This is a genomic window from Nocardioides sp. AX2bis (genome assembly GCF_902506435.1).
Taxonomy (GTDB): domain Bacteria; phylum Actinomycetota; class Actinomycetes; order Propionibacteriales; family Nocardioidaceae; genus Nocardioides.
Genome location: NZ_LR733215.1, coordinates 1457285 through 1477059 on the forward strand (window position 1 = coordinate 1457285; position 19775 = coordinate 1477059).

Below are 19775 nucleotides of genomic sequence, written 5' to 3' on the forward strand. Positions count from 1 at the left end.
GTCCTGCGGAACGAGGGGATGGGGCAAGAACGGTGCTCCGGCCGCCGTTCTATGCTCTGCTCGAGAGGTCTCGGGACCGCTCGACGGCGCTTGCCCTCGACCACCGTCGCTGACCTGCACCGCTTGACCCGTTCGAACATGTGTTCGATGATCAGGAGGTGTCCGCACCCGTCGCCCTCGACCCCACGCGCCCGGTCCTCGACCAGCTGCGCGAGCGGGTCTCGGCGCTCGAGGGCGCCCCGGCGCGGCTGCCGCTGCCCACCCACCCCGCCGTGGCGAGCGTGCTGGGGCTGCGGGCCGGGGGCGCGTACGGCGTCGACTCCGCCTCGCTCGCGCTGGCCCTGGCGGCCGGGGCGTCCCAGGCCGGGGAGTGGGTCGGTTTCGCGGGGTGGGGCGACTTCGGTGCGGAGGCGGCCGAGGAGCTGGGCGTCGACCTGGGGCGTACGGTCCTGGTCCCCGAGCCCGGCGAGCACTGGCGCGAGGTGACCGCGGCCCTGGTCGACGTGCTCCGCGTGGTCGTGCTGCGCCCGCCGCTGGCCGTCGACGCGAAGTCCGCCGGGCGGATCGAGGCCCGGCTGCGCACCCGCTCGGCCGCCCTGGTGGTCTGGGGGGAGTGGCCGCGCTGCGACGCCCGGCTCTCCCTCGAGCAGGTGCGCTGGACCGGCCCCGACCAGGGCCGCGGCGTGCTGCGGCAGCGCCGCGCGACCCTGGCCGTGCGCCGGGGCACCGCGCCCGCGGTGCGCGCCGACGTGCTCTTCCCCGGGGAGCGCTCGGCGCTGGAGCTGGTCGCGCCTGTCGAGCACGAGCGGCGCGTCACCCGCCCCGCCCGCTGGGCGACGGCGGCTGCGGCTGCAGGAGCCGTCGGATGAGCGCCCGGGTCCTGGTCGTGTGGTGCCCCGACTGGCCGGTCGTGGCCGCGCTGGTCGAGGCCGGCCGACCGACCGCCGCCCCCGCGGCGGTGCTGCACGCCGGCGCGGTCGAGGTCTGCAACGGCCCTGCCCGCGCCGAGTCGGTGCGCCGTGGCCAGCGCCGCCGCGACGCCCAGGCCCGCTGCCCCGAGCTGGTGCTGCTCGAGGCCAACCCCGACCGCGACGTGCGGACCTTCGAGCCGGTCCTGGCCGCGGTCGAGGCGCTGCGGCCCGGGGTCTCCCCGATGCGGCCCGGCCTGCTGGCCGTCCAGGCACCGGGACGCTACTTCGGCGGCGAGGAGTCGGCCGCCGCGGTCGTCGCCGAGTGCCTGGTCGACCAGGGCGTCTGGGACTGCCGGGTCGGGGTGGCCGACGACCTCTTCACCGCCGAGCAGGCCGCCCGAGCCGCGGAGGTCCAGGGCTGCCGGGTGGTGCCCCCGGGCGGGTCCGGGGCCTTCCTGCGGGGTCTGCCGGTGGCGGTGCTCGAGGGCGACGGCCCGGCCGGCCGCGAGGCGGTCAGCCTGCTGCGCCGGCTCGGCCTGCGCACCCTCGGCGACCTCGCCGACCTGCCCGGCGAGGCGGTCCGCCAGCGCTTCGGCCGCTACGGCGGCGACGTGTGGCGCCGCGTGCGGGGCGAGGACCCGAGCCTGGTCGCGGCTCGCACCCCGCCGCCCGAGCTGGCCACCGAGGTGCCCTTCGAGCCGCCCCTGGACTCCGTCGAGGCGATCTGCTTCAGCGTCCGCACCACCGCCGAGCGGTTCGTGACCGGCCTGGCCGAGCGCGGCCTGGTGGCCACCGAGGTGCGCGTCGAGGCCGAGCAGGAGGGCGTCGTGGCGTCCTCGCGGGCCTGGCTGCACCCGCGCCACTTCTCCTCCCGCGACCTCGTCGACCGGGTGCACTGGCAGCTCCAGTCCCGCGCGACCAGCGGGCTGCGCCCGGGCCGCGACGCCGGGGCGATGACCGCGCCGGTGGGGCTGGTGCGCTTCGTGCCCGAGACCGTCGAGCCCACCGCCGCCCACGCCGAGGGGCTGTGGGGCGGCAGCGCCGACGACCAGGTCGAGCGGGGCGTGGCCCGGGTCCAGGCCCTGGTCGGCTTCGACGCCGTACGCCGCCCCGTGCGCCAGGGCGGCCGGTCGCCGGCGGCCCGGCAGGCCACCGTGTCGTGGGGGGAGCGGGCGGTCGGGCTGCGCCCGGTCGAGCGGCCCTGGCCGGGCCGGGTGCCCGGACCGCCCCCGGTGCGGGTCTTCGCGGCCCCGCTGGGCGCCGAGGTCGTCGACGAGGGCGGGCGCGCGGTCGCGGTGACCGACCGCGGCGTGGTCACCGCCGAGCCGTCCCGCTTCCGCCTCGGCGCGACCGGGACGACCACCGGGACGACCGCCGGGCACGCCACGCTGCCCTGGCAGCCGGTCGCGGCGTGGGCCGGCCCATGGCCGGTCGACGAGTCCTGGTGGGACGGCGGGGCCGCCCCCGGTCCGGCCGCCCGCTTCCAGGTGGTCGGCGTGGACGGGCGCGCCTGGCTGCTGGTCTGCGGGTCGGCCGGCTGGCGGGTCGAGGCGGGGTACGACTGATGGGCTGGAACAACCCCGAGCTGCCCTGGCGCGAGCTCGAGCGACGCCTCTCGGCACGGCCGGGTGCCGAGGACGCCCCGATCTCGCGGCGCAAGGCCGCCCGCCCCTCCGCGCGGCCGGTCGAGCGCCCGAGCGGGGGCACGCCGTACGCCGAGCTGCACTGCCACAGCCACTTCAGCTTCCTCGACGGCGCGAGCTCGCCGGGCGACCTGGTCGCCGAGGCCGCCCGGCTGGGCCTGGAGGGCCTGGCGCTGACCGACCACGACGGGTTCCACGGCGCGCCGCTGTTCGCCGAGGCAGCCGCGGTCCACGGCCTGCGCACGGTCTACGGCGCCGAGCTGTCACTGGGGCTGAGCGGGCCGCAGAACGGCGTCGCCGACCCCGAGGGCCAGCACCTGCTCGTCCTGGCCAGGGGCGTCGAGGGCTACCACCGCCTGGCCGCGGCGATGACCGAGGCGCACCTGCGCGGCGACGAGAAGGGCAAGCCGGTCCACGACCTCGACGAGCTGGCCGAGCGTGGCCGGGGCCACTGGGCGGTGCTGACCGGGTGCCGCAAGGGCAGCGTGCGCCAGGCGCTGGCCGCCGGGGGACCCCGGGCGGCGGCGGAGGCGCTGGACGCGCTGACCGCGCGCTTCGGCCTCGAGCACGTCCTGGTCGAGTTGAGCGCCCGGCCCGTGCCCGGCGCTGACGCCACCGAGGACCTGCTGGCCGCGTTGGCCGCCGACCACGGCCTCGACGTCGTGGCGACCGGCAACGTGCACCACGCCGCACCGGCCCAGGCCCGGCTCGCCGCGGCGATGGCGGCCGTCCGCGCCCGGCGCAGCCTGAGTGACATGGACGGCTGGCTGGACCTGTCCGGCGGGGGACACCTGCGCAGCGGCGACGAGGTCGCCCGGGCCCTGCCCCGTCATCCGGCCGCGCTGGCCCGCACGGTCACCCTGGCCCGCGAGCTGGCCTTCGACCTGCGGGCTGCCTCCCCCCGGCTGCCCAAGCACCGGATCCCCGAGGGCCACACCCCGGCCAGCTGGCTGCGGGTGATCGCCGAGCGCGGCTTCGCCGAGCGCTACGCCCGCACCCCGCACGCCGCGCAGGCCCGCGAGCGGATGGAGCACGAGCTGCAGGTGATCGAGGAGAAGGACTTCGCCGGCTACTTCGTGATCGTGCACGACATCGTCGACTTCGCCCGTAGCCAGGGCATCCTCTGCCAGGGCCGCGGGTCGGCCGCGAGCTCGGCGGTCTGCTTCGCGCTCGGGATCACCGCCGTCGACGCGGTCTTCTACCGGCTGCCCTTCGAGCGGTTCATCTCGCGGCACCGCGACGAGGAGCCCGACATCGACGTGGACTTCGACTCCGACCGCCGCGAGGAGGTCATCCAGTGGGTCTACGAGACGTACGGCCGCCGCAACGCCGCGCAGGTCGCCAACGTGATCACCTACCGCCCCCGGATGGCCGTGCGCGACGCCGCCAAGGCTCTCGGCTACTCCCCGGGGCAGCAGGACGCGTGGTCCAAGCAGATCGACGGCTGGTCCAGCGTGGTCGAGGGCGCCGGCAGCGGGCCGGACGACCGGGTGCACTCGATCCCCGACCCGGTGGTCTCGCTGGCCGAGGAGATGCTCGGCGCCCCCCGCCACCTCGGCATCCACTCCGGCGGCATGGTCCTCACCGAGCGCCCGATCGGGGAGGTCTGCCCGATCGAGCGAGCCTCGATGGAGGCCCGCACGGTCCTGCAGTGGGACAAGGACGGCTGCGAGACGATGGGTCTGGTCAAGTTCGACTTGCTCGGGCTGGGCATGCTCGGCGCGCTGGACCACATGATGCGGATGGCCGGGGACCACCTCGGGGAGCGCTGGACGCTGGCCACGATGCCCAAGGAGGAGCCGGCGGTCTACGACATGCTCTGCCGGGCCGACTCGATCGGGGTCTTCCAGGTCGAGAGCCGCGCCCAGATCGGCACCCTGCCGCGACTGCGCCCGCGCGAGTTCTACGACCTGGCCATCGACATCGCGCTGATCCGCCCCGGACCGATCCAGGGCGGCGCGGTCCACCCGTACATCCGACGCGTCACCGGGCGCGAGGCGGTCGCCTACGACCACCCCGAGCTGGTGCCGGTCCTGGAGCGCACCAAGGGGGTGCCGCTGTTCCAGGAGCAGCTGATGGCGATGGCGGTGGCGCTGGGCGACTGCACCCGCGACGACGCCGACCTGCTGCGCCGCGCGATGGGTTCCAAGCGCGGGGTGGAGCGGATCGAGAGCATCAAGGAGAAGCTCTACGCCGGGATGGAGCGCCGCGGGCTGGTGGGGGAGAAGGCCGACGCGATCTACGTCCAGATCCTCTCCTTCGCCAACTTCGGCTTCGCCGAGTCCCACGCGCTGAGCTTCGCGCTGCTGGTCTACGCCTCGTCGTGGTTCAAGCTGCACTACCCGGCGGCGTTCCTGGCCGGGCTGCTGCGCGCGCAGCCGATGGGCTTCTACTCCCCGCAGTCCCTGGTCGGGGACGCCCGCCGGCACGGGGTCCAGGTACGCCGGCCCGACCTGCTCCGCTCGGGCGTGCAGGCGGGGCTCGAGGCGGTGGACGGGCCGCTCGACGGGCAGGCGGTCGACCAGGTCGGGCCGACCGGGCTGGCGGGGTGCTGCGAGGCGTCGTACCCCCGCGCGGAGTTCCGCGACGACGCCCCTGACCCGACCCGGACCCACCGTCGCGACGGTCGGCTGGCCTGCCGGATGGGGCTGGACTCGGTGCGCGGGATCGGCCCGGACGTCGCCCGGCGGATCGTCGCGGCCCGTGAGCAGGCGCCGTACGCCGACGTCACCGACCTCTCCCGCCGCGCGGACCTGACCGCCTCCCAGCTGGAGGCGCTGGCCACCGCGGGCGCCTTCGAGTCCTTCGGCCTGGACCGGCGCCAGGCGCTGTGGAGCGCCGGGTTCGCCGAGAGCCCCGACCACGTGGCCGGCGTGACGCCCGCGCCGGCCGCGCCCGCGCTGCCGGTCATGGGGGAGGTCGAGGAGACGCTGGCCGACCTGTGGGCCACCGGGGTCTCCACCGAGCGGCACCCCGTCGAGCACCTGCGTGAGCAGCTGCGCGCTGCCGGCATCCTGGCTGTGGCCGACCTCGGCCGGGTCGAGCACGGCCGACGGGTCCACGTGGGCGGCCTGATCACCCACCGCCAGCGCCCCGGCACCGCCGGCGGGATCACCTTCCTCAACGTCGAGGACGAGACCGGGATGCTCAACGTGGTCTGCTCGGTCGGGGTGATGAAGGCCCACCGTCAGGCCGCGCGGCACCGCGTCGCGGTCGTGGTGCGCGGGATGCTCGAGCGCAAGGACGGCACGATCAACCTGGTCGCCGACCGGGTCACCGCCCTCGACACCGTGGTGGCCGGCGCCGGCAAGGCGCTCCAGGAGCGCCAGACCTCCCGCGACTTCCGCTGACGCGCGCTGCCACACGTTCGTGTGGCCCGGCGGCCCCTCAGCCCACACGAACGTACGGCAGCGTCGGGCCCGGGTTCGGCCGGAGCCCCACCCTGCGGTAGTGTCCCGTCCGTTCCGCCAGGCACCTCCGGGTGGCCGTGACGGGGCTTCGGGCTGTGGCGCAGCTTGGTAGCGCACTTGACTGGGGGTCAAGGGGTCGCAGGTTCAAATCCTGTCAGCCCGACCGAAGTAGTTGCAGGTCAGAGGCCGTTTCCGCCGGTGGCGGAGGCGGCCTCTCTCCGCTTGTTCCTGACGTGTGTGTGCAGCGTGCGTGCAGGAGCCCTCCGATGGCACCGAGTCGAGGCTCAGTGATGATCCTGGCCGGCGCCCCAAAGTGCGCCGTGAAGGCGTTGATATTCCGTCTGCATGAGCTGGGCCACCGCGTCGCTGGCGAGGGGTTCTGGGACCGGCGGGGGTTGGTCCATGGGTGTGTACGCGTCGGGTGCAGGGCAGCCGCGATGGTGGTGGCGGCGGCATCGGTGGCCGGTGAGCGCGGTCACGTGGTCCGCGATCAGGCCGCGATGCAGAACCGCGCCCCTTCCTGAGGGCGAGCTCGCGACCGCACGCCAGGACCGCAGTGCGCAAGGGGGCGTGATGCAGCCGTTGGTGACAGGTTCGGTTTAGGCCGCGGCCGCGGTCTTGGTGGTGATCTTGTGCTCGTACTCGATGGGGGTCAACCCGTCGAGTGAGTCCTGGGGGCGCTGGCGGTGGTACTTCCGCTCGATCCACACCACGATGGCCAGACGCAGCTCTTGCCTGGTGGACCACGGCGTTGGTTGAGGACGTTGGTCTGCAGCAGGGACCAGAACGACTCCATGGCGGCGTTATCGCCGGCAGCGCCGACCCGGCCCATAATCCGACCATGCCGTGACGGTTCAGCGCGTGGGCCATCCTGCGTGCCCGAAACTGGCTGCCCCTGTCGGCGTGCAGGATGCAGCCGGCCACGTCGTGGCCCTCAAGGCGGCGTCGGGTGACGGCGCTGTTGAGGGCGTCGACGGCGAGGTGGGCGGTCATCCGGTCGCTGATGGAGTAGCCCACGATCCGATTGGCGTGGACGTCCTTGATCGCGCAGCAGTAGAGCTTCCCCTCACTCGTGGGGTGCTCGGTGATGTCGGTGAGCCAGACCCGGTTCGGAGCATCAGCTGTGAAGAGCCGCTGCACGTGGTCTTCGAAGACCGGCGGCCCGGCCTTCGTGCCCTTCCCGCGACGTCGTCGCTGGCCGCGGAGGTGATCCCTGAGGTCCAGCACAGCGACCACGCGGTGCGGCGCGACATCCGCCACCCCGCTTTGCGGGCCTCATGGGCCAAGAACCGGTACCCGAAGGTCGGATCGTCACGGTGGGCGTCGTGCAGGGCGTTGATCCGGTGCGCCTGGAGCCACTCGGCGTCGGTGACTGGATCCTCGCGCCATCGGTAGTACGGCTGGCGGGCGAGCTTGAGGACCCGGCACGCGACCGTGACGGGCACCCCGTCGGCGGCCAGCTCACCCACGAGCGGGTACATCATTTTCCCGAGCCACCGAGCTCGAGGTTCGCCTGCGACAGGTAGGCCGCAGCCCGGCGCAGGACCTCGTTCTCCTGCTCGAGAAGCTTCGCGCGGCGCCGCAGCTGTCGTAGCTCTTCGGCCGCGTCCTGGGTCACGCCGGGACGGGCGCCTTCCTCGACGTCGGCGGCCTTCATCCAGTTCGACAGCGTCGACTCGCTGATGCCGAAGTCCTCGGCGATCTGCTTCAACAACACCCCCGGCTCACGAGCACGGGCAACGGCCACCACATCGTCGCGGAACTCTTGCGGGTAGGGAGCAGGCATAGCGACATCCTCTCTTCCGGCGCCGAGCACCAGAAGTCAGTTGTCACCTACACCTGCATCACGCCCGCGTACCTGCCTGCCTCACCTACGCGTCGTACGCCCGATGTGGGACCACTGCCCGACGGCGGGGCTGGATTCGCGCCCGTCTTAGGACGTGCCGTTGATGCGGAAGTCGACGGTCTCGACCTTTGAGGCGACGCCGATGGCTTTGAGGTCGCGGCGGTTGATGCGGCCGTCGGCGTTCTGGTCGGTGACGACGGCGGGTGCGTCGTTGTAGATGCCGTCGTTGTTGAGGTCGTCGATGACGGCGACGGTCAGCGTGGTGTTGACGTCCTTGCCGGCGATCGGGGCGCCGACGATCCAGGTGTCCCAGATCTGGACGTCGTTCTTGGAACGGTCGGTGACGCCGGTGAGGTTGAACAGGTTGGCGAGGTTGGTGCCGGGCCCGGAAAAGCCGGGCAGGGTGTTGTTGGTGGTGCTGGTGAGCACGACCAGGCCGGGGAGCCGGTCGTCGGCGCCGGTCGAGAAGGTGCCGGGGAAGGGGGCGGTGTTGTTGTGCGCGGCCGGACCAGTCAACTGGTTGGCGGTGAAGCCGGTGCCGGCGAGCGAGGTGTCGTCGAACTCGATGTCGAGGTCGACGAACCAGCCGGCGCCGGCGATGCCGGCGTTGTCGCCGCGTCCGGGGGCGAGGATCTCGACGTCCACGGTCTTGGCCGCTTGCTGGCGGTCGCGGTGGCCCGGTCCAGGGGTGGCGGCGGCACCGCCCGCGGTAGCCGCAGCGTAGGTGCTGGCGAGCGCTGCGGTCACGGTGAGAGCGGTCAGGGCGGTGGCGGTCTTCTTCATGGTGGTTCCCTTTCGTCGGATGTCAGGCAGGAGTACGCCGTCTCCCGCGGATCGGTTCACCGGGTTGCGGTGAAGAGCACCAAATCGCCTTCGGAGTCGGTGACGCGCACCTGGGCCACGTCTTGGGGGGCGAGTGCGGCGGCCCCGGCCACCTGCGCCTCGCCGTTGTCGGTCGATCCCCAGGTGGCGACCTGCTGGCGCTCCCCTTCGGGCGAGACGAGCCAGGCGACGAACTGCTCATCCTGGGGGAGCCCCCGCAGGTCGAGGTCGACAGAGGTACCCCACGGCTTGGCGCTCAATGAGGTTGCTCCGGTGGCGCTCACTCCCGCCGGGGCGCTCAGGGCGAGGGTCGTGGAGACCGGTTCATCGGGTCCGAGGACCACCGCCGTGCCGGCACCCGCTCCGGCTACCAGCACCACTGCGGCGGCAGCGGTGAGGAGCAGCCGGCGTCGACGACGGGTCCGCAGGGCTCCGATCGCGTCCCCCAGGCCGGCGTCGGGAGTCACGCGGTGCGTGGATGCGGGCGCCCCGGCCCGCAGCAGCGCCGGCAGCCCGGCGTACGTCGCGAGCTCGTCGCGACACGGCGCGCAGGTCGGCAGGTGGGACTCGAGCTGGGCCCGGTCCGCGGCGTCGAGACCGCCCAGGACGTAGGGACCCAGCAGCTCGCGCAGCCGGGTGTGGGCCCGGTCCTCCTCGTGCTTGTTCATCGCTCGACTCCCATCTCCTCGAATGCGGTGCGCAAGATGCGGATCGCGTAGTACGAGCGTGACTTCACGGTGCCCGGGCGGAGCCCGAGGGTGGTCGCGGCCTCGGTGACCGTGGCACCGCGGTAGTAGAGCTCGTCGATCACGGCTCGGTGCTCGGGTGAGAGCCGCTCCAGCGCCTGCACGACGACGTAGGCGTCGACAAGGGCGTCCGCACGGTCACCGACCGCCTGCGCCGCGACGGTGTCGTCGTCGCTGACGAGTCGTACGCGGCGCTCGTCGGCGCGCCACAGATCGATCACCAGGTTGCGGGCCACCGCGAACAGGTAGGCCCGCGGGTCGCCGCGGGTCGGATCAATTCGGTCGAGATTGCGCCAGCCGCGCAGCATCGTCTCCTGCACGACGTCCTCGGCCCTTCCCCGGTCATCGACGAGGCGCAGCACGAAGGTCATCAACGCGGTCCCGTGCCGGAGGTAGAGCTCGGTCAGCACCCGCTCGTCGGCCTCAGCCGTCCTCCCGGGTGCCCGCGAGCCAGGGCGCAGCGATCTCACACGCCTGGGTACGAGATGCTCTCTTGATCGGTTCACCGCATCGCGCCGTGCACGCTAAACCGGCGGACTCGTGGAGAAGCGAAAAGCTCGAGTCGTTGGAGCATCGCCTCGAGGACCGGTGGCGCCTGATCGGTGTAGAAGATAATCTGTGCGTGGGCTGAGCCCGGCAGGATTACCACCAGGTTCTCCCCACCGGCTGACGACTCGGGCAGGTCTGTCGACACCTGGGCTACCGCCTCGTCCACGCTGTCCACGACGACCTTCGGCTCCTCCCCGAGCCCCTCGACGATCGCGTTCGGCGCCAGCCGGATCAACTGATCAGCCGGCCCTGGCTCTTGGCTCGCGAGATCGAGGACGGCATCGGCGCCAGCGCTGGCCCCGACGTGCGCAACGTCAGCGACTCCCTCGCCTTGCAGTTGTTCGACGGCGGCGCGAATCGCATCGGGGTCGATGTTCTCGATCGCGATCACCCCCGCTCCCTGGTCGGCGATCGCGACCGCCCGCTTCTCCCAGCTGGCAGCGTCGAAGGCGGCGCCGTGCGCGAGAACGGCGCCGTGGTCTCCCTCGCCCCGTCGCACCGCCGGGGAGCCGGCATCGGAGGTCGTCTGCCCTGAGGAGCCGCCGGCCGAAGTGCTGCCGGCCGTCTGGACCCTCCGCAGCCGGCGAGGCCAGGACGACGACAAGCGCAAGCGCGGTTCGCCTCAGGCTTCCGAGCATGTCAACCACACTAGGTCGCTTGGCGACCGAATCGCTTACAAGAAGTTGTCGGCGTTCGGCTGCGAGCCAGGAAGCGGGCCGTCCACTGGCTAGGATCTGCGGCTTGTTCTAGCGCGGCGGTGGTTCGGTCGAGGGCCTCCTGGCGCCGATGTCCGTTGGCGGGTGAAAGATGGGGAACAGACAGGGTGGGGACGAGGACCGGGTGCGCGGCGAGCGTGAGGTAGCGCATCCAGCCCTCAGGCGCCGCGCTGACGAAGGGCACAACGACCAGGAGGTCGACCAGTTCGGTGACCAGTGCGCTCAAGGCGGGGCGGGCCTCTTCCAGGTCATCGATCCGGGGGCTGCGGCGCCAACCATCAGGTCCGGTCAACGCCCAGAGGATGACATTGCACCGTAGGCGCTGCGCCGGGTCGTGGAGGGGCTCAGCGCCCGGCGGACTTGTCGGCTGGTGGGATCGTCGTTGTCGAGCGAGCTGAAGCCGAGGTCACCCGCGGCGACCGTCTGGGGGCCCGGCGTGCGCCTGCCTGCCACGATCCCGGTCCTTGGCTCAGAGGATTTCGAAAGGGGTAAATCAGGGCCCGGACGGCCCACGACCTGAGGGGTGCAGGCACGCCTTGTCGTGCAGGCAGCTGGACCTGCGGCGGTTCAGGGCGCCAGGAGTCGTCCGCGCCAGGCGCCATGGATGGTGCGGGTGAGCACGGTCGCCCAGGCCAGGAGCAGTCCCACGTAGAGCGCGACGGCTGCGACGGTGAGCGCGTGCAGTCCGGTGACGACCGCGAGGCCTGAAGTGCCGGTGACGACGGTGCCGACCGGGAAGGTGAAGGACCACCAGGTCAAAGTGAAGGGCAGGCCGTCGCGGGCGGTGCGGGTCGTGACGGCGATCGCGATGCACATCCAGAGCATCGCGAATCCCCACATGGGCATGCCGTAGACCAGTCCGAATGCTTCGAACGCGGTGCCGTAGGGGGCGGGGAGGATGCCGGCGGCCGGGGTGCCGAGGTTGTGCGCGGCGGTGATCGACTGGCCGAGCGGTCCCAGGACGATCCAGAGGGTGGGGACGGCCGCGGCGGCGCCGACGTCGTGGTGGACCAGGCGGCTCCAGATCATGGCGATCACGACGATGCTGGCGACCAGGGTGAGGCCGAACATGGCGTAGCAGGCCATCAGCATGGTCTCGCGCGGCTGCCCTGCTGGCAGGTGCGGGATCAGGAGCGCGCCGGTGGCGGCGCTGACCATGGGCGGCACGACCGGCATCAGCCAGCCGCCGAAGGCCGCGTCGCCGGCCACGTCGTGCACCGTGAATGCACGCAGCGGGATCGCGGCGGCGGTCCACAGACCCAACGCGGTGCCGGCGGTCCACAGCACCGCGGACACCCCGACCGCGACGCTGGCTCCCAGCAGTGGCTCTGCGACGAGGATGGCACCCGCTCCGACCGTCATCAGGGCCATGGCGGGCGCCCCGTAGAAGTGCGACATCACGGGGTCGACGGTCCACCGGCGCGCCACGTCACGGTGGTGGACCCAGTGCCCGGCGGTGGCAGCGGTCACCACCACCAGCAGGGCGACGGCCAGCAGCCACACCGCGACGGCGAACGCGCGGATGCCCGGGATAGCGACCGGCAGGGTGACGGCCGCGTTGGCGACGATGCCGGTGCCCATGACGGACGCGAACCAGTTGGGGCCGATCTTGCCCAGGGCGGGCTGACCCTGCAGGTCGGCAAGGAAGCTGCGTCGGACGGGGCCTCGGGCGGTGTGCTCGTGGCGCAGGATCGCGTGCGTCGTGGTCATGTCTCAAGGATGGGTTGCGAAGCGGGGAGCCGGTAGGACCACCTTCTTGTGGTTGCACAACATGCGCTTGTGCGCGCGATCGGCGTTGGCACTACAGTCGCGGGCGTGCACCCACCGCTTCGCCTGCCTGACCTGCGCACCATGGAGCTGTTGGTCGCAATCTCGGCCGAGGGCAGCATCGGCGGCGCCGCCCGGCGGATGCAGATCAGCCAGCAGGCCGCCTCGCAGCGGGTCAGGGCGTTCGAGAAGAGCCTGGGGTTGACGCTGCTGGCGCGAGGCACCCGCGGGTCGCTCCTCACCGGCCAGGGACGCGCCGTCGCCGAGTGGGCCGCAGGTCTGGTGGACACCGCACACGCCGTCGAGACCGCGATCGAGGCGCTGCGCCAGGAGCAGACCCTGTCGTTGAGGGTGGCCTCGAGCATGACGATCGCCGAGCACCTGTTGCCGACCTGGCTGGTGGAGTTCCGCCGCACCCAGGACGCTAACCCCGCCTTGAGCACCTCGGTGAGCCTGCGGGCCCTGAACAGTGAGCAGGTCACCGAGCAGGTGAGCCGCGGTGAGGTCGATCTCGGGTTCGTTGAGGGCAGCGCCCCGCCCGACCAGGTGAGTCACGTCGACGTCCGCACCGACGAGCTCGTCCTCGTGGTCGCCCCCGACGACCCGCTCGCGCGGCGGCGCAGCATCCGCGCAGCCCAGCTCGCTGCGATCGCGCTGACCGCCCGCGAACCGGGCTCGGGAACTCGCGCCGTCCTGGAGGACGCGCTGGCTGACCGTGGGCTGCGGGCAGCACCGGCGGCCATTGAGCTCGGCACGACCACCGCGATCCGCGAGACGGTGCGCGCCGGCGGCGCCCCGGCCGTCCTGAGCCGGCTCGCCGTCCGCGCGGACCTGCACGCGGGCCACCTGGTCGCGGTCCCGGTCAGTGGGATCGACTTGACCCGCACCCTGCGCGCGCTGTGGCTCGGTACCGGCCAGCCGTCCAGCAGCGCTGCCCGGGCCCTGCTCGACATCGCGTGCCGGCGGCGCGCGTCCGGCCCGGGAGACCGACATGGATGAGCAGACGCGTCACCGCAAGCTCGCTGCGATCGACGCTCCCCACGTCGCACCGCTGAACGACCTGGTCCGCCAATGGCGCGCCCAAGGGCGACACGTGCCCTGGTTCGACCCCGACGGCGGAGGCACCGGCGCCACCGTGCTGCTGCTGATGGAGTCTCCCGGGCCCCGCACCATCGCGGCCGGCACCGCCGCGATCACGACCGAGGACAACCCCGACCCCACCGCACGTCACCTGCGCACGGCTCGGATCGAAGCCGAGCTGGCCGCCACCGCCTGCCTGAGGTGGAACGTCATCCCCTGGGCACTCCCCACCGGCCACAAGCCCACGATCGACGACCTCGAGGACGCCCGCCCAGCACTCGCCCAAGTCAGCGAACTCCTCCACTCGCTCCACGTCGTCATCACCTTCGGCACCGCAGCCCTCAACGGCTGGATGCGACACCTCACCCTCACCCAGAACCCACGCCTCGTGCCAACCCTCGCCGTCCCCCACCCCTCGCCAGCCAACGGGCACCGACGCGCCGAGACCCACCAACGGATCCTGAACACACTTCGGAGCGCCGCCGGAACCACGTCCTGACAATGCTGCTGCCCGAAGTCGTCGCGAGAAGGAGAGGGCGTCGGCCACCGAAGACGAGAAACAGACCACCACGGCAATCCCGCGGAACAGGAGCGCCACGAGGCGACGAGCGTGAGAGCAGCACCGGTCGAGGATCGGCATGCGGGATGGTTCAACCCCGGGTCGTTGACCGGCCGGGTCATCCTGATTCCAGACCGTACAGCGGGCCCCCCTGACCGGGGCGTGATGCATGTGTAGGTGACAACTGACTTCTGGTGCTCGGCGCCGGAAGAGAGGATGTCGCTATGCCTGCTCCCTACCCGCAAGAGTTCCGCGACGATGTGGTGGCCGTTGCCCGTGCCGGTGAGCCGGGGGTGTTGTTTAAGCAGATCGCCGAGGACTTCGGCATCAGCAAGTCCACGCTGTCGAACTGGATGAAGGCCGCCGACGTCGAGGAAGGCGTCCGTCCCGGCGTGACCCAGGACGCGGCCGAAGAGCTACGACAGCTGCGGCGCCGCGCGAAGCTTCTCGAGCGGGAGAACGAGGTCCTGCGCCGGGCTGCGGCCTACCTGTCGCAGGCGAACCTCGAGCTCGGTGGCTCGGGAAAATGATGTACCCGCGCACCACCGGCACCACCTCCGAGGTGTCCCCGAGCTCCCGATAGGCGAAGCGGGTGCCGCCGATGTCGACGTGCTGCGTACGGACATCCGTCCATAAGGTCATAACTGGTCCTCTCGGCTGGGGCGTCCAGCCATTGAAGTACGATCACGCTGCAGTTCGAGTGCTCGACCCACATCCGGCAGGACCGAGCTGACCTGCGTCTGCTGAGTGCTCGCTGCGCGAGGCCAGACCGGCCGCGGGGCCCATCCCCGTCGCTGGCGATGGACTCAGGGGGCAGTCGGGTCAGGACACGAAGGCACTCGGCGTAGTCGACCGGGGCCGTTACACGAGCTCGTGACGGGGCCTCGATGGGCGACCTGGGGCCACGTCCGAGCGGAATGTCCGCGCCCCCGCAGCGGCTCCTGGCGGTCGGGACACTGCAGCATCACCGGTTTCGCCGGCTATGGTCTGACTACTTGACTGACAACATCTTGCTCGGAAAACGGTGCGCTGCCCCGTGCTGCCGTCCGTTGCCTAGCGGCGCATACCTGTGACTTGACCTACGAGAACGGCCTAGAGTGCACCCACGGGCAACAACTCGAAACGACGCACTTCCGGCCTGGGGGTCAAGGGGTCGCAGGTTCAAATCCTGTCAGCCCGACCGAAGAAGTTGCAGGTCAGAGGCCGTTTCCACCGCTGGTGGAGGCGGCCTCTTCCTGTTCGATCTCGGCGTGTGTGTGCGGTGTGTGTGCAGGGGCCCTCCTGGAGGGCACCAGGGCAGAGGCTCCAGCGACGATCTCGCGCGCCTTGGAGCTCAGCAGGTGGGAGTACAGATCACCGGTCACGGCGGTGTCGCTGTGGCCCAGGAGCTTGCTCACGATTGTGAGGTCCGCCCCTGAGGCCAGCATGAGGGAGGCCGACTGGTGCCGCTGACCGTGGAAGGTCATCCTGGGCAAGGCGGCCTGGACGCGGAGCTTCTCGAACAGCCGGGTGACGTACTGGGGCTTGAGCGGGCGCCCGTCCTCCATGGTGAAGACGTACCCGCTCTCCTCGTAGTGGTCGCCCGCTGCGAGTGCCTCGGCCGCCTGGGCGATCTGCCAGGCCACCAGCGCTCCCACGGCCCGGTCGTCCAGGGGTACACGGCGGCGGCCTGCTGCGGTCTTGGTGTCGCCGTCGCCGGTCCGGGTTCTGTTGTTACGGATGGTCAGCTCTCGCCGTGCCAGGTCCACGTGCTCGTCCCAGCGGAGTCCGATGACCTCCCCGCGCCGCAACCCGGTGAACATGACAAGCTCGAACAGAGCACCGAGGCGGTGGGTGCCGGCGACATCCAGGAACTGGCCCACCTGCGTGGCCTCCCAGGGCTCGAAGTCCTTCTTCTCCGGCCGTGGCAGTTCCAAGTCGCGGGCTGGGGTCTCATCAATCAGCTCGTCGCGAACCGCTGCCTGGAAGGCGCCCTGGAGCACGGCAACGATGCGTCGCACGGTGACCGCACCGCGGCCTTCGTCGACCAGCGCGTCGACGAAGGCTTGCACGTGCCGTCGACGGACCTCGCGCACCTGCATCGAACCCAGGGTTGAGGGTGCGATGTCCTGGGTGACGTACCGCCGGTAGTTCTCCAGCGTGGATGGCCGCAGGGGAGCAGCTCCCTTGAGGCCGACCTTGGATCGCCGCTCGAGCCACCGGGGGAGGTAGTCGGCCAGGGTCTCGCGGGAGACCGAGAGAACCTTGCCCTGGTCGATCTTGAGCGCCGCCTTGTTGCGTTCTTGCTGCGCCTCGCGCTTGGTCGGGTAGGTCCCGCCGTTGACCTGCCGCCGCTTCTTCGTCACTGGGTCCTTGCCGGCCGAGAGCCGGAACGACCACCGCCCGTGCTTGGGGTCGGCCGTCATCTGCGGGCAGGCGCGCTCGCGCTGCTCCTCCGTGGGCCGCTCGGGCAGGACACCGTAGGTCCGGCCCTGCCCATCGCGGCACCCGCACCGCCGGAACACGCCACTCACTGGTCGGCCCCCGCCGTGATCAGACCAGCATCCCGGCACCGGGTGATCCACCGGTGGGCCGTGCTGCGGTCGACCCCGATCCTGCGCGCGGTTCTGGTGACCGCCCCGTGGGGCTTGCTGATGCGCTCGTCCTCGAGCACCCCCGCGAACGCCTGAAGGTCCTCGGCGGTGGGAGCGCTGGCGCCTCGTCCCCGTGCCAGGTCCCCTGTGGTGGGCTGCGGGTGGCTCCCCAACCATGCGTCCAGGCGGTCCATAGAGGCCAACGCGTCATCGAGTTGGAGCATCGCGAAACCCTCCGGGGTGTAGGCGTCGAAGCCCTCATCGCGCTGGCGTGCCCGGTCAACCCGGAGGAAGTCAAGCTCGCGGCCGGCCTCGTGGAAGTCTTTCTGGTCCTCGTGGTGCTGCTCACGGAAGCGCTCGACGAGGTACTCCACGAGCTCGCCAAGGCGGATCTGGCGTAACTCGGCGCCGGTCAGGGCGTCGACGTCGTCGATCCGCATGCCGACGACTCGGGGCCCACCCTCGGTCATCTTGATCCGCACCGACAAGGGGTGCGGCACCGCCGTGCCGCCGACCCCGATCCAGCCGGAAGGTCCCTCAGCCGGTACGTCGATCTCGTAATACCTCGAGGTCTCCACATCGCCAGCGTAGGCAACCGCTCGGCAGAATGCAACAGATGTGCAAAAGTGTTGCATTTGCATTCGTGGGTGCGCCGGATGCTTCGAGCACGTGTCGCCGGCCCAGTCGAGGTGGGCTCAGACTTGAGGAGTCAGCAACCGAGCACCCAGGGCGACCGGCCCTGGAACGACCCCCCGGCGGGGCCCAGCACCGCCCGAGAGGAAGACATGAGAATCCCGACGTTGGAGGGGCGCCTGAGCGTCTCGATCCCGGAGGCAGCCCTCCTCCTTGGGCTCAGCCGCAACTCTGCCTACGCCGCGGCCGAGCGTGGCGACTTGCCCACGATCCGCCTCGGCCGCCGCATCCTGGTGCCGGTTGGTCCTCTCCAAGCGCTGGTCGCGGCGGCGTCCACGCCGACGTCCTTGAGCACCGGCACCAGCACCAGCACCAGCACCAGCACCGACACCGACACCGACACCGCCGAGGGTGCGGGATCGGGTCGCGAGGGTGCAGCGTGACCGACATGGGGCCACACCCGGATGTGCTGGCGCGGCTCAACACCCCCTTGGACCTCCAGCGCGCCTTCTTCGACGCGATCAGTGCCCAGGGGAGCGACCTCCTCGTCATCGACGAGGCCAACAGCGCGACTCGAGCTGCGTGGGGTGACGTCCCGCCCGGTCGGCCCTACGCGGCGTTCCTTGCCGCCCGAGGGAAGTTCAGGACCATCGCCCTGGACTTTGATGCCTCCAAGGTGGGGACGGCTGCTTCCGTCGAGGATGCGAAGTACGCGGCCGCGGTCATCCGTCTCGGCGGCATCGACCCGGTGGTCTGCCACAGTGGGTCGCTGGGTGGGCGACATGTCATCTTCACGGTCCAGTGGCCAGGGATCAGCGCACGCCGGGCCCAGGACCTCGTTGACCGGTTCGCGGGCCTGGGTCTGGTCTCTCTGGACAAGTCCAACCTCCGCAACGGGAGCACCGGGGCGATCAGGCCGCCCTGGTCGCCTCACCGGTCGGGTGCGGGGATGTCGGAGCCCGAGGGTGACCCGCATCTTGCGCTGACCAAGCTTGTGGTGGGGCACCCGCCGGAGGCCGTCTCGATACTGGTGGACGTGATCGCTGGGGCGGGCACGCGCCGACCCCGGTTGAAGCCGCCGCCCGAGACCGCTGGAGCTCGTCGCAGCGACTCCGACGATCGGTCAAGTACGTTGCAGGGCCTGGCGCTGCGGGTCCGCAACGGCGGTGGGACGCTGGCGACCCTGACTCGACTGCTTGACTCCCTGGAGCCCGCAGACCCGGTGCGCCAGCACCTCGCGGAGAAGGGCGGGGACACCCATGCCCGGGTCGCCCGCGCCTGGCACAAGGCGGTTGCCCACTACGACAAGAACCCTCCCAGGTCGGCCGCGCATGTTCCCGACCACGAGGTTCTCGACGACTGGCGCGCCGCTGAGGTGGGCCGGCTCGGGGGTTCGGCGGCGCGGGTGGCCCTGGCCCTACTCCAGGAGGCGGAGCTCCAGCGGCGTTGCCTGGTCGGCATGTCAGTTCGCCACGCCGCGGAGCGCGCGGGGATGAGCAGGAGCGCCGCGGCACGCGCGCTCTCCGACTTGGTGGAATGGCACTGCCTGGAAGTTGCGGGAACCGCCGAGGGCACCCGCGCGGCCAGATACCGGCTCCAGCCGACCGCGCACTGGTCACTGCCCACCCACGGGACAGTCGGCATCTCCCTCTACGAGGGGGGCGTGTGGAAGCCGACTGTCCCACCAGTGAACAGCGCGCTGGCGCTGGCCGATACTCCGGGTGCCGAGGTCTGGGGTCATGGAGGCCTGGGCGAACCGCGCCGCAAGGTCTACCGGGTGCTGGCCGCCGCAGCCCTGGCCGGCGGCGAGGGGGTCGACGTGTTGACCCTTGCCGCCGAGGTGGGTCGATCGGACTCAACCGTGCGGCGACACCTTCGCGCGCTGTCCGAGGTCGGTCTGGCCCGGCGCACGTCGCCAGGGCTCTGGGTCGCCGAGGCGCGGGACGCCATGGACCTAGCCTTCGACCTCGGCGTGGCCGGCGCAAGTAGCCGCCGGGCCGCGGCCCACCGCCTTGAGCGCCGCGATCACATGACGAGGGTGATCGCGGCCAGGTTCAAGGAACGCGGAATCGAACCCGTGATGTCGCCTTTGGGTGCGTTGGCTCAGCAACTCGCCCTCGGTGAGGACGTTGACGTCCTGCAGACCACTTGATGACGGCATAGTTTCGGGAGTTTCGGGAGCCTTCCACGCGCGCGCCCGCGTGCACGCACTCTGCACGCACATGGCCTAAAAGCCCAGGTCAGAGCCAGGCCTCTTGATTGTGGGACAAGAGGCAAAATCTCGGTGGCGGCGCTCCGTCGCTGCGGGTGCGCTCATCGCGCCCCTGAGTGGTTGGGTGGAGTTGTGCAGTCGACCCCCGGCGCCATCGGCCCGCGCAGGTCCGGTGGCTGAGGTTGCCGATCGCCCACGATCGCCGGCTTGGACCGGCCCGGTCCGGTGCCGGGCCGGATGCCCGCGATCGCGCACCCGGTTCAATGGTGAGCGGACCACGTGAGTGAACCGGTTGCAGGAAGACTGCC

The 19775-nt window shown here is 71.5% G+C and carries 15 protein-coding genes, 1 tRNA gene and 1 pseudogene; 9 read left to right on the forward strand and 8 right to left on the reverse strand.

The window, feature by feature from the left end:
- Positions 1-158: 158 nt before the first annotated feature.
- The 4 genes from GV155_RS06925 to GV155_RS06940 all read left to right on the forward strand — a co-directional run bounded on the left by GV155_RS06925 (position 159) and on the right by GV155_RS06940 (position 6127).
- Positions 159-869 carry a hypothetical protein gene (locus GV155_RS06925; protein ID WP_160006469.1) on the forward strand — a complete coding sequence of 237 codons (711 nt, stop codon included), beginning with the start codon at positions 159-161 and terminating at the stop codon, positions 867-869.
- Positions 866-2476, forward strand: a complete 1611-nt coding sequence (locus tag GV155_RS06930) for a DNA polymerase Y family protein (RefSeq protein WP_160006471.1) — start codon at positions 866-868, stop codon at positions 2474-2476. The genes GV155_RS06925 and GV155_RS06930 overlap by 4 nt, the downstream gene beginning before the upstream one ends.
- Positions 2476-5904 carry an error-prone DNA polymerase gene (locus GV155_RS06935; RefSeq protein ID WP_160006473.1) on the forward strand — a complete coding sequence of 1143 codons (3429 nt, stop codon included), beginning with the start codon at positions 2476-2478 and terminating at the stop codon, positions 5902-5904. Before GV155_RS06930 ends, GV155_RS06935 begins: the two co-directional genes overlap by 1 nt.
- Before the next feature lie 149 nt (positions 5905-6053).
- Positions 6054-6127, forward strand: a tRNA-Pro gene (locus GV155_RS06940).
- A gap of 436 nt (positions 6128-6563) precedes the next feature.
- Here the strand turns inward: GV155_RS06940 and GV155_RS06945 are convergent.
- The 6 genes and pseudogenes from GV155_RS06945 to GV155_RS06970 form a co-directional block, all read right to left on the reverse strand.
- A pseudogene (locus GV155_RS06945) lies at positions 6564-7750 on the reverse strand (IS3 family transposase).
- Positions 7751-7897: 147 nt separating this feature from the next.
- Positions 7898-8593, reverse strand: a complete 696-nt coding sequence (locus GV155_RS06950; protein ID WP_160006475.1) for a hypothetical protein — start codon at positions 8591-8593, stop codon at positions 7898-7900.
- A gap of 56 nt (positions 8594-8649) precedes the next feature.
- Entirely contained in the window at positions 8650-9300 is a 651-nt protein-coding gene (locus GV155_RS06955; protein WP_160006477.1) for an anti-sigma factor family protein, read from the reverse strand.
- On the reverse strand, positions 9297-9848 hold the full coding sequence (locus tag GV155_RS06960; protein WP_268892582.1) for a sigma-70 family RNA polymerase sigma factor: 552 nt from the start codon (positions 9846-9848) through the stop codon (positions 9297-9299). The genes GV155_RS06955 and GV155_RS06960 overlap by 4 nt, the downstream gene beginning before the upstream one ends.
- 32 nt (positions 9849-9880) lie before the next feature.
- On the reverse strand, positions 9881-10426 hold the full coding sequence (locus GV155_RS20430) for a hypothetical protein (RefSeq protein WP_201300095.1): 546 nt from the start codon (positions 10424-10426) through the stop codon (positions 9881-9883).
- A 784-nt stretch (positions 10427-11210) separates the two neighbouring features.
- Positions 11211-12353 (reverse strand): TDT family transporter, encoded by a 1143-nt coding sequence (locus GV155_RS06970; protein ID WP_160006479.1) that lies wholly within the window; start codon positions 12351-12353, stop codon positions 11211-11213.
- Between the two features lie 69 nt (positions 12354-12422).
- On the opposite strand from GV155_RS06970, the gene GV155_RS06975 reads away from it, so the two are divergent.
- From GV155_RS06975 to GV155_RS06985, 3 genes are all read left to right on the forward strand, one after another.
- The gene (locus GV155_RS06975; RefSeq protein WP_236554112.1) at positions 12423-13409 is read left to right on the forward strand and encodes a LysR family transcriptional regulator; all 987 of its coding nucleotides are present in this window, start codon (positions 12423-12425) and stop codon (positions 13407-13409) included.
- Positions 13402-13989, forward strand: coding sequence for a uracil-DNA glycosylase family protein (locus GV155_RS06980; RefSeq protein WP_160006481.1), 588 nt, complete (start codon positions 13402-13404; stop codon positions 13987-13989). The genes GV155_RS06975 and GV155_RS06980 overlap by 8 nt, the downstream gene beginning before the upstream one ends.
- A 284-nt stretch (positions 13990-14273) precedes the next feature.
- Positions 14274-14579 (forward strand): transposase, encoded by a 306-nt coding sequence (locus tag GV155_RS06985; RefSeq protein WP_160006483.1) that lies wholly within the window; start codon positions 14274-14276, stop codon positions 14577-14579.
- A gap of 666 nt (positions 14580-15245) precedes the next feature.
- Here the strand turns inward: GV155_RS06985 and GV155_RS06990 are convergent.
- Together GV155_RS06990 and GV155_RS06995 are read right to left on the reverse strand one after the other, a co-directional pair.
- Entirely contained in the window at positions 15246-16454 is a 1209-nt protein-coding gene (locus GV155_RS06990; RefSeq protein WP_160006485.1) for a site-specific integrase, read from the reverse strand.
- 104 nt (positions 16455-16558) lie between these two features.
- Positions 16559-17200 carry a hypothetical protein gene (locus GV155_RS06995; RefSeq protein WP_160006487.1) on the reverse strand — a complete coding sequence of 214 codons (642 nt, stop codon included), beginning with the start codon at positions 17198-17200 and terminating at the stop codon, positions 16559-16561.
- Between the two features lie 207 nt (positions 17201-17407).
- Between GV155_RS06995 and GV155_RS07000 the strand changes: the two genes are divergently transcribed.
- Positions 17408-17698: a helix-turn-helix domain-containing protein gene (locus GV155_RS07000; RefSeq protein WP_160006489.1), complete on the forward strand. Its 291-nt coding sequence runs from the start codon at positions 17408-17410 to the stop codon at positions 17696-17698.
- Positions 17699-17703: 5 nt separating this feature from the next.
- Positions 17704-19407, forward strand: coding sequence for a helix-turn-helix domain-containing protein (locus tag GV155_RS07005; RefSeq protein WP_442938862.1), 1704 nt, complete (start codon positions 17704-17706; stop codon positions 19405-19407).
- The last annotated feature ends 368 nt before the right edge of the window (positions 19408-19775 follow it).

Coding starts and splice junctions, on each gene's coding strand:
- GV155_RS06955 (WP_160006477.1), bottom strand. CDS start 9,300: ATGAACAAGCACGAGGAGGACCGGGCCCACACCCGGCTGCGCGAGCTG.
- GV155_RS07005 (WP_442938862.1), top strand. CDS start 17,704: ATGGGGCCACACCCGGATGTGCTGGCGCGGCTCAACACCCCCTTGGAC.
- GV155_RS06950 (WP_160006475.1), bottom strand. CDS start 8,593: ATGAAGAAGACCGCCACCGCCCTGACCGCTCTCACCGTGACCGCAGCG.
- GV155_RS06970 (WP_160006479.1), bottom strand. CDS start 12,353: ATGACCACGACGCACGCGATCCTGCGCCACGAGCACACCGCCCGAGGC.
- GV155_RS06930 (WP_160006471.1), top strand. CDS start 866: ATGAGCGCCCGGGTCCTGGTCGTGTGGTGCCCCGACTGGCCGGTCGTG.
- GV155_RS06935 (WP_160006473.1), top strand. CDS start 2,476: ATGGGCTGGAACAACCCCGAGCTGCCCTGGCGCGAGCTCGAGCGACGC.
- GV155_RS07000 (WP_160006489.1), top strand. CDS start 17,408: ATGAGAATCCCGACGTTGGAGGGGCGCCTGAGCGTCTCGATCCCGGAG.
- GV155_RS06990 (WP_160006485.1), bottom strand. CDS start 16,454: ATGACGGCCGACCCCAAGCACGGGCGGTGGTCGTTCCGGCTCTCGGCC.
- GV155_RS06980 (WP_160006481.1), top strand. CDS start 13,402: ATGGATGAGCAGACGCGTCACCGCAAGCTCGCTGCGATCGACGCTCCC.
- GV155_RS06985 (WP_160006483.1), top strand. CDS start 14,274: ATGCCTGCTCCCTACCCGCAAGAGTTCCGCGACGATGTGGTGGCCGTT.